The organism is Corallococcus terminator (assembly GCF_003611635.1).
GTDB classification, from domain to species: Bacteria; Myxococcota; Myxococcia; order Myxococcales; family Myxococcaceae; genus Corallococcus; species Corallococcus terminator.
The window spans coordinates 42,199-49,612 of sequence record NZ_RAVZ01000022.1; the positions used below are offsets into that span (position 1 = coordinate 42,199).

Sequence of the window (7,414 nt, forward strand, 5' to 3'; positions counted from 1 at the left end):
CCCGCTCGGACGCCGACCCCTTCCGCACCTCCAGCGAGCCCTTCCGACATGTCCTTGAACTGGAAGTACCAGGAGTCCTTCGCCGGCCGGCACATCGGTCCGGAGGCCCCCGAAGTGAAGCAGATGCTGTCCACGCTGGGTGTGGACTCGCTCGATGCGTTCATCGAGCGCACCGTGCCGCCGGCCATCCGCTCCCAGGAGCCGCTGCGGCTGCCCGCGGGCCGGGGGGAGATGGAGGTCCTGGCGCAGCTTGAGACCCTCGCCGCGAAGAACCAGGTGTTCCGGTCCTTCATCGGCATGGGCTACCACGACACCCACGTCCCCAACGTCATCCTGCGCAACATCTTCCAGAACCCGGGCTGGTACACCCAGTACACGCCCTACCAGGCGGAGATCGCCCAGGGCCGGCTGGAGGCGCTGCTCAACTTCCAGACGATGGTGACGGACCTCACCGGCATGGAGGTGGCCAACGCCTCGCTGCTCGATGAAGGCACCGCCGCGGCGGAGGCCATGGGCCTCGCGCTGCACTCGGTGAAGGGCGACATCCAGGGCGCGGCGTTCTTCGTGTCCGACGCCTGCCATCCCCAGACGCTGGACGTGGTGCGCACGCGCGCGCTGCCGCTGGGCGTGGAGGTCGTCGTGGGCGACCACCGCACGGTGGACCTGTCCGCGAAGAAGTTCTTCGGCGCGCTGGTGCAGTACCCGGCCACCGACGGCGTGGTGCATGACTACCGCGCCTTCGCCGAGAAGGTGCACGGGGTGGGCGGCCTGCTCATCGTCGCGGCGGACCTGTTGAGCCTCACGCTGCTCACGCCGCCGGGCGAGTTCGGCGCGGACGTGGCGGTGGGCACCGCGCAGCGCTTCGGCGTGCCGCTGGGCTACGGCGGCCCGCACGCCGCCTTCTTCGCCACGAAGAACGCCTACACCCGCGTGATGCCGGGCCGCCTCATCGGCGTGTCCGAGGATTCGCAGGGCCTGCCCGCGCTGCGCATGGCGCTGCAGACGCGCGAGCAGCACATCCGCCGTGAGAAGGCGACGAGCAACATCTGCACCGCGCAGGTGCTGCTGGCGGTGATGGCCGGCATGTACGCCGTCTACCACGGGCCGGACGGCCTCAAGGCCATCGCGGAGCGCGTGCACGGGCTCACGACGGTGCTCGCGCGGGGCCTTGCGAAGCTGGGCTTCAAGCCGCGCCACGAGCAGTTCTTCGACACGCTGCGCGTGGAGCTGACCACGGCGCAGGTGCGCGGCGTGCTGGCCGCCGCCGAGGGCGCGAAGATGAACTTCCGCCGCATCGACGACAAGACGCTGGGCCTGGCGCTGGACGAGACGACGCGCGCCAAGGACGTGGAGGACATCCTCACGGCCTTCATCCAGGGCGCGAACAAGTCCGCGCAGCCGGTGGTGCTGGAGGACGTGGCCGCCAACCTGGAGAGCCCGCTCGTCCCCGAGGTGCGCCGCACGAGCGCGTTCCTCACGCACCCCATCTTCAACCGCTACCACTCCGAGACGGAGATGCTGCGGTACGTGCGGCGGCTGGAGGCGAAGGACCTGTCGCTCACGCACTCCATGATTCCGCTGGGAAGCTGCACCATGAAGCTCAACGCCACCGCGGAGATGATCCCGGTGACGTGGCCCCAGTTCAGCAAGCTGCACCCGTTCGCGCCCACCTCGCAGGCGGCCGGCTACAAGGTCATCTTCGAGCAGTTGGAGCACGCGCTGTCGCAGGTGACGGGCTTCGCCGGATGCTCGCTCCAGCCCAACGCGGGCAGCCAGGGTGAGTACGCGGGTCTGCTCGTCATCCGCGCGTACCACCAGGCGCGTGGGCAGGGGCACCGCGACGTGTGCCTCATCCCGTCCTCCGCGCACGGCACCAACCCGGCCTCCGCGGTGATGGCCGGCTACCAGGTCGTCGTCACCAAGTGCGACGAGAACGGCAACATCGACCTTGTGGACCTGAAGCTCCGCGCGGACGAGTACAAGGACCGGCTGGCCGCGCTGATGGTGACGTACCCGTCCACGCACGGCGTGTTCGAGGAGGAGATCCGCGAGATCTGCGCGATCATCCACGAGCGCGGCGGTCAGGTGTACATGGACGGCGCCAACCTCAACGCGCAGGTGGGCCTCACCGCGCCGGGCCACATTGGCGCGGACGTGTGCCACATCAACCTGCACAAGACGTTCTGCATCCCGCACGGCGGCGGCGGACCGGGCATGGGCCCCATCTGCGTGGCCAGCCACCTGGTGAAGTTCCTGCCCGGACACCCGGTCATCCCGACGGGCGGGGCGGACGCCATCGGCGCCATCTCCGCGGCGCCGTGGGGCAGCGCCAGCATCCTGCTCATCTCCTGGATGTACGTGCAGATGATGGGCGGCGAGGGCCTCACGGAGGCGACGAAGCTGGCCATCCTCAACGCCAACTACATCGCCGAGCGCCTCCAGCCGCACTACCCGGTGCTCTACCGCGGCAAGCGCGGCCGGGTGGCCCACGAGTGCATCCTGGACCTGCGTCCGCTCAAGAAGACCGCGGGCGTGGAGGTGGAGGATGTCGCCAAGCGCCTCATGGACTACGGCTTCCACGCGCCCACCGTGTCGTTCCCGGTGGCGGGCACGCTGATGATTGAACCCACGGAGAGCGAGTCCAAGGCGGAGCTGGACCGCTTCTGCGACGCGATGATCGCCATCCGCCAGGAGATCCGCGACGTGGAGGAGGGCCGTTCGCCCAAGGACAACAACGTCCTCAAGAACGCGCCGCACACCGCGCGCACGCTCACCGCGCCGGAGTGGAACCGCCCCTACACCCGCGAGCAGGCCGTGTTCCCCACGCCGTGGGTTCGCGACAACAAGTTCTGGCCGTCCGTGGGGCGCCTCAACAACGTGCTCGGGGACCGGAAGCTCGTGTGCTCGTGCCCGCCCATTGAGGACTACGCGTCGCCAGAGCAGAAGGTCGCCTAGGCGCTCAGGGCGTCTGTCACGCTGTCAGCACCGGGCCGTCTTCCTGAATCCATGGGAAGGCGGCCCTCGTGTTTTCAGCGGTGCCCGGCGGGCTCCACGTGCACGACGACGTCCACCACCTGCGGGTAGGCGCCGTGCAGTGTCTGCTCCACCTGGTCCGCGACCTCATGGGCCTGCGCGGTGGTGAGCTGGGGGTCCACTTCAATCTTCAGGTCCACGTAGACGCTCTCCTCCATGCCCCGGCTGCGCACGTTGCGGCACGAGCGCACGCCGGACACCGCCAGCGTGTGCTGGGACACCTGCGCGGGGTCCAGGCGCGCCGTGTCGGAGAGGATGCCCACCGCCTGCCGGACGATGCCGTAGGCCACCCACGCGACGAAGACCATCACGCCCAGCGCGATGAGGCCGTCCGCGCGCGGAAAGCCCAGCGCCACGAGGCCAATGGAGACGAGCACCGCGATGCTTACGAACACGTCCGACAGCGTGTGCTTCGCGTCCGCGAGCAGGAGCGCGCTCTTGTACTTCTCTCCGTAGTGCCGCTCCACGCGCGTGACGACGAGGTTGATGATGAGCGTGAAGACCATCACCCCCGCCATCGTCGCCGTCACCGTCGGGTGCTTGTCGTGCAGGAGCGAATCGAACGCCATGCGCCCCAGCTCCAGCATGCCCACGCCAATCATCGCGCCGATGCCCAGCGACGCGAGCGCTTCGAACTTGCCGTGGCCGTAGGGGTGGTCCGCGTCCGCCGGCTGGGAGGCCACGCCCATCGCCACCAGCCCCAGCACGTTGGAGCCGCCGTCGATGAACGAGTGCAACCCGTCCGCCGTCACCGACGCGGAGTGGGCCATCAACCCGAAGACGAGCTTGGCGACGGCCACCACCCAGTTGGCCACGAGGATGGCCAGCAGGACGAAGCGGACCTTGCGGTTGCGGTCCTGGAGCGCGGCGGTTCGGTCGACGAGGGTGGCTTCCACGGCGGGGCAGGGTAGTGCCCCCGCTTGCCGGGTGCGAGGCCCTGGTGGGTCCGGGTGCCCGACGTCGGACGCTGCGGCTACTGCCGGAAGAGCCGCATCCGCGGGCCGCCGCCCATTTCCAGGAAGAAGCCGAACTGGAAGCGCACCGTCGCGTCCTGGGTCAACAGGCCGGAGGGCGGGTTGGGGAAGGGCTGGGCGCGCTTGAAGGACGCCACCGCCTCCATGTCCAGGAAGTCCAGGCCGCTGCTCTTCTCCACCTGGATGTCCTTCACCGCGCCGCGCTCGTCCAGGGTGATGCTGAGCAGCGTCTGCCGGTCGCGCCCGGAGTAGATGTTGCCCGTCGGGTCGCGCACGCGAAGCTGCTCGTTGGGGTTCCAGTGCATCCCCACGCTCTGCTTCACGCGGTTGAAGAAGCTCGCGTACTTCCACTCGCGCGTGTTGAGGAAGGTGCCGTCGCCTTCCTCCTGGTCGCGGAGCATGTCGTTGGGCGCCGCGCCCACCACCCGGTCCATCGCGGCCTGCGACGGCATCAGCGTGGCCAGCCCCGGCGAACCGGTGCGGCCGGTGGAGCCGTCCTCTTCGTTGGTGTCGCCCTGGCCGGGCTGGATGCGCAGGCGCTTCGCGTTGCCCGGGGTGGAGTGGCTCTCCGACTGGTTCTTCACCGCCATGCCCGGGCCCTGCTCGCGCGGATCCGTCTTCATGGCGATCTCCTGCTTGCGGCGCGTCTCCGGCATCTCGAAGGAGGGCTTCTGGCCGCCCTGCGTCTGCGGCTTGTCGTCCGCGCCCTGGCCGTTGTTGCCCGACACGCGCGGCGGCTGCACCTGATCCTGCTGTGCGCCCTCCTGCTTCTGGGGCGCCGTCCGCTGGGGCATGGCGTTGCGGTAGTTGGCCGTCTGGTCCTTGGCGCGCGTCTCCTTCTGGACGGTGTTGTTGCTCTCCGCCAGGTACTTCGCGTCCGGGGACACCTGATCATTTCCCGGCGCCACGTCCACCACCTGGCCCTGGGGCTTCGTCTCCTCCGGCTTCTTCTCTTCCCTGGGCTCGCGCTTCTCGGTGGGGCGGGGCTTCACCTGGGGGGACGTGGGGCCCCGGTTCTTCGCCCACTGGTCCGACGTGAGGGGGCGCACCGCCACCGACGTGGGCCGGGGCGTGGGGCGCTTCTCACCGGCCAGGTTCGTCTGGAGGAGGGACGCCAGGAGCACGAACCCCACGATGGCGGCCTGCCCCAGCAGCGCCAGGACGGCCGCCACCAGATAGCGCCACGGCGCGCGCTGCTTGCGCCGCTCCCGCCAGTCTGTCGAGGAACCCTTGCCCACGGCCTGATGATAAACCTCCGGACCGCCTCTTCAGTCCCGAACGTGCGGCCCACAACACCAGAAGCCTCGAAGAGATTCGCGTTCCCGGCATTGGATGCGCACGAATTGTCCTCTTCGCCTCAGTAGATGGGGGCGACCTCCGCGCCGTTGAAGTAGTAGCGCAGGATCTCCGGATAGCGCTGCCCGGCTTCCGCCCGGCCAATGGCGCCTGTCTGACACATGCCCACGCCGTGGCCCCAGCCGCCGCCCCGGAACAGCCACCCGGTGAGGCGGCCCTCGGCGTCCCGCTCGGCTTCCACCGTGGCCATGGTGCTGTTGAGCATCCCGAAGAGCCGCCGGATGTTCAGCTCTCCCCGGACCTGCGTGGCGCCCTTCAGCCCGGCGAGGGTGAGCAGCTTCGCCCGGCCGGAGACCCCGCGCTCGGACAGGCTCAAGGCCTGGATGGGCCCCACGCCCAGCTTCTCCGTGAGCGCGTCCACCTGCGCTTGCGTGAAGCGCTTCTCCCACCGGAACTTCGTCGGCTGGGCGAAGCTGGACAGCCGGCATGCGGCGGGCACGTCCGGAGCGGCCAGCCACGCCTTGAGGGAGGACGGCCTGGGCACGTCCGGCGCGGCTTCCAGCAGGTCGGGCCGGCCGCGCAGGCTGGGGTCCGGCGGGCCTCCCCAGACGACGTCGTTGTCCTCGGAGTGGCCGCCGCACACGGCGCTGTAGACGGAGTCCACCAGCCGCCCGTCCTTGCTGAAGAGCGCCTCGCCCCGGGTGGCCTCCACCGCGGCGGTGGTGCTGGCCGCTTCTCCGGTGCGGCCCCGGTACACCGCGCAGTGCTGCTCCGAGCACAGCAGGTACGGATCCGCCAGGTGCTTGATGCCCACCTTCGCCAGCACCTCGCCCCGCGCGGTGACGGCCTGGGCCTTGAGCGCCTCCGGGTGCGCGCGCGCGAAGATTTCCGACGGCACCAGACCCTTGAGCAGATCCTCCAGCGGCACCACGTTCACCACCGCGAGCTTGCCAGCGCGGTCCACGGCGAACTGGATCGCGCCCCGGAAGCTGCGGTCCTCGAAAGCGTGGAAGTCGTAGCCCACGCCGTACTCCACCTGCCGCACGTCGAAGCCGCTGCCGTCCGGCGTCTCCGCGTCCAGCCGGTCCTGCGCGAGGCCCACCACCGCGTCGTTCTCATCCTTCACCTCGAGGATGGCGCTCGACGGCTTGCGGACCTCCTCGAAGAGGGTGGTGCGCAGGCCGTAGCGGCGCAGCAGCTCCGCCTGCTTCTCCTGGGCGGCCTGGGGCGTGAGGGCCTCGTCGCTCAGGAGCAGGTAGCGCCGGTTGTCGATGACCTTCCCCGCGATGCCGTACACCGAGCCCAGCGTGTGCGTGCGCACCGCGAGCCCCCGGGCGCGCCACGTCTCCTGCGCCTCGGTCAGGCCCGCCTTGTCCGCGAACCGGAACTCGCCCAGTTGCAGCCGCGCGCTCCACTGCGCGGGTTCGCCCTGCGTCACCCGCACCGTCCACCGGGAGCCCGCGGGCGCATCCAGCATCTTGTCGTCCGGTCCGCCGAAGCGCAGGCGCATCCGGCCGCGCGGTGAGAACGTCACCGCGTCGCGGCCCTCCATCAGCTTGATGGGCAGGTGGGGTTCGCCGTTGCGGAAGTCCAGGCGCTTCAGGTCCTGCGGCCCGGGCAGCCCGGAGGTGAGCGGATCCGGCAGGGAGCCCCCCGTCGCCAGCGACACGCCCGCGTCGGCGGTGGTCGAGGGCGCGGTGGGCTTCGTGTTCGAGGAGACCTCCGGTGCGCCCAGCCCTTGTGTCGCGGGAGCGGGGGCGGGCGCCGACGTGGCGCAGGAGGCGAGCAGCAGGGCGGTCAGAAGGAGGACGGCTTTGGACACGGCGGGCGGCACCGTAGCCGCCGCGCGGTCAGGCGTCACGGTCCTCCCTTCCACTGCGGCGCGTCTCACCCTGGATGACCGGCAGTGAATAGAACGCCCGACGCCATGCGTTGCCCCTGTTCATGCGAATTCACGGAGGCAACGGCTTGACGAAGCGAAACCCCCTGGCGACCTCCCTGGCTGCCTGCACCCTGCTCTTGAGTATGAGCGCTTGTGGCGGCAGCTCGGGCGGGTCGTCCAACCCGGCAGGCTCCACCCAGCCCCCCGCGTCCACCGCCAACGCCCCCAC

General features: G+C 70.0%; 4 protein-coding genes. 1 reads left to right on the top strand and 3 read right to left on the bottom strand.

Annotated elements, in window-relative coordinates:
- Window positions 1–48: 48 nt before the first annotated feature.
- Window positions 49–2,955: an aminomethyl-transferring glycine dehydrogenase gene (gcvP, locus tag D7V88_RS05575; protein WP_120539555.1), complete on the top strand. Its 2,907-nt coding sequence runs from the start codon at window positions 49–51 to the stop codon at window positions 2,953–2,955.
- 74 nt (window positions 2,956–3,029) lie between these two features.
- Here the strand turns inward: gcvP and D7V88_RS05580 are convergent, their stop codons facing one another.
- The 3 genes from D7V88_RS05580 to D7V88_RS05590 form a co-directional block, all read right to left on the bottom strand.
- Entirely contained in the window at window positions 3,030–3,929 is a 900-nt protein-coding gene (locus D7V88_RS05580) for a cation diffusion facilitator family transporter (RefSeq protein ID WP_120539556.1), read from the bottom strand.
- Between the two features lie 77 nt (window positions 3,930–4,006).
- Entirely contained in the window at window positions 4,007–5,245 is a 1,239-nt protein-coding gene (locus D7V88_RS05585) for an energy transducer TonB (protein ID WP_120539557.1), read from the bottom strand.
- A gap of 119 nt (window positions 5,246–5,364) precedes the next feature.
- Complete coding sequence (locus D7V88_RS05590; RefSeq protein ID WP_244237996.1) at window positions 5,365–7,164, bottom strand: SpoIID/LytB domain-containing protein; 1,800 nt, start codon at window positions 7,162–7,164, stop codon at window positions 5,365–5,367.
- Between the last annotated feature and the right edge of the window lie 250 nt (window positions 7,165–7,414).

Coding starts and splice junctions, on each gene's coding strand:
- gcvP (WP_120539555.1), top strand. CDS start 49: ATGTCCTTGAACTGGAAGTACCAGGAGTCCTTCGCCGGCCGGCACATC.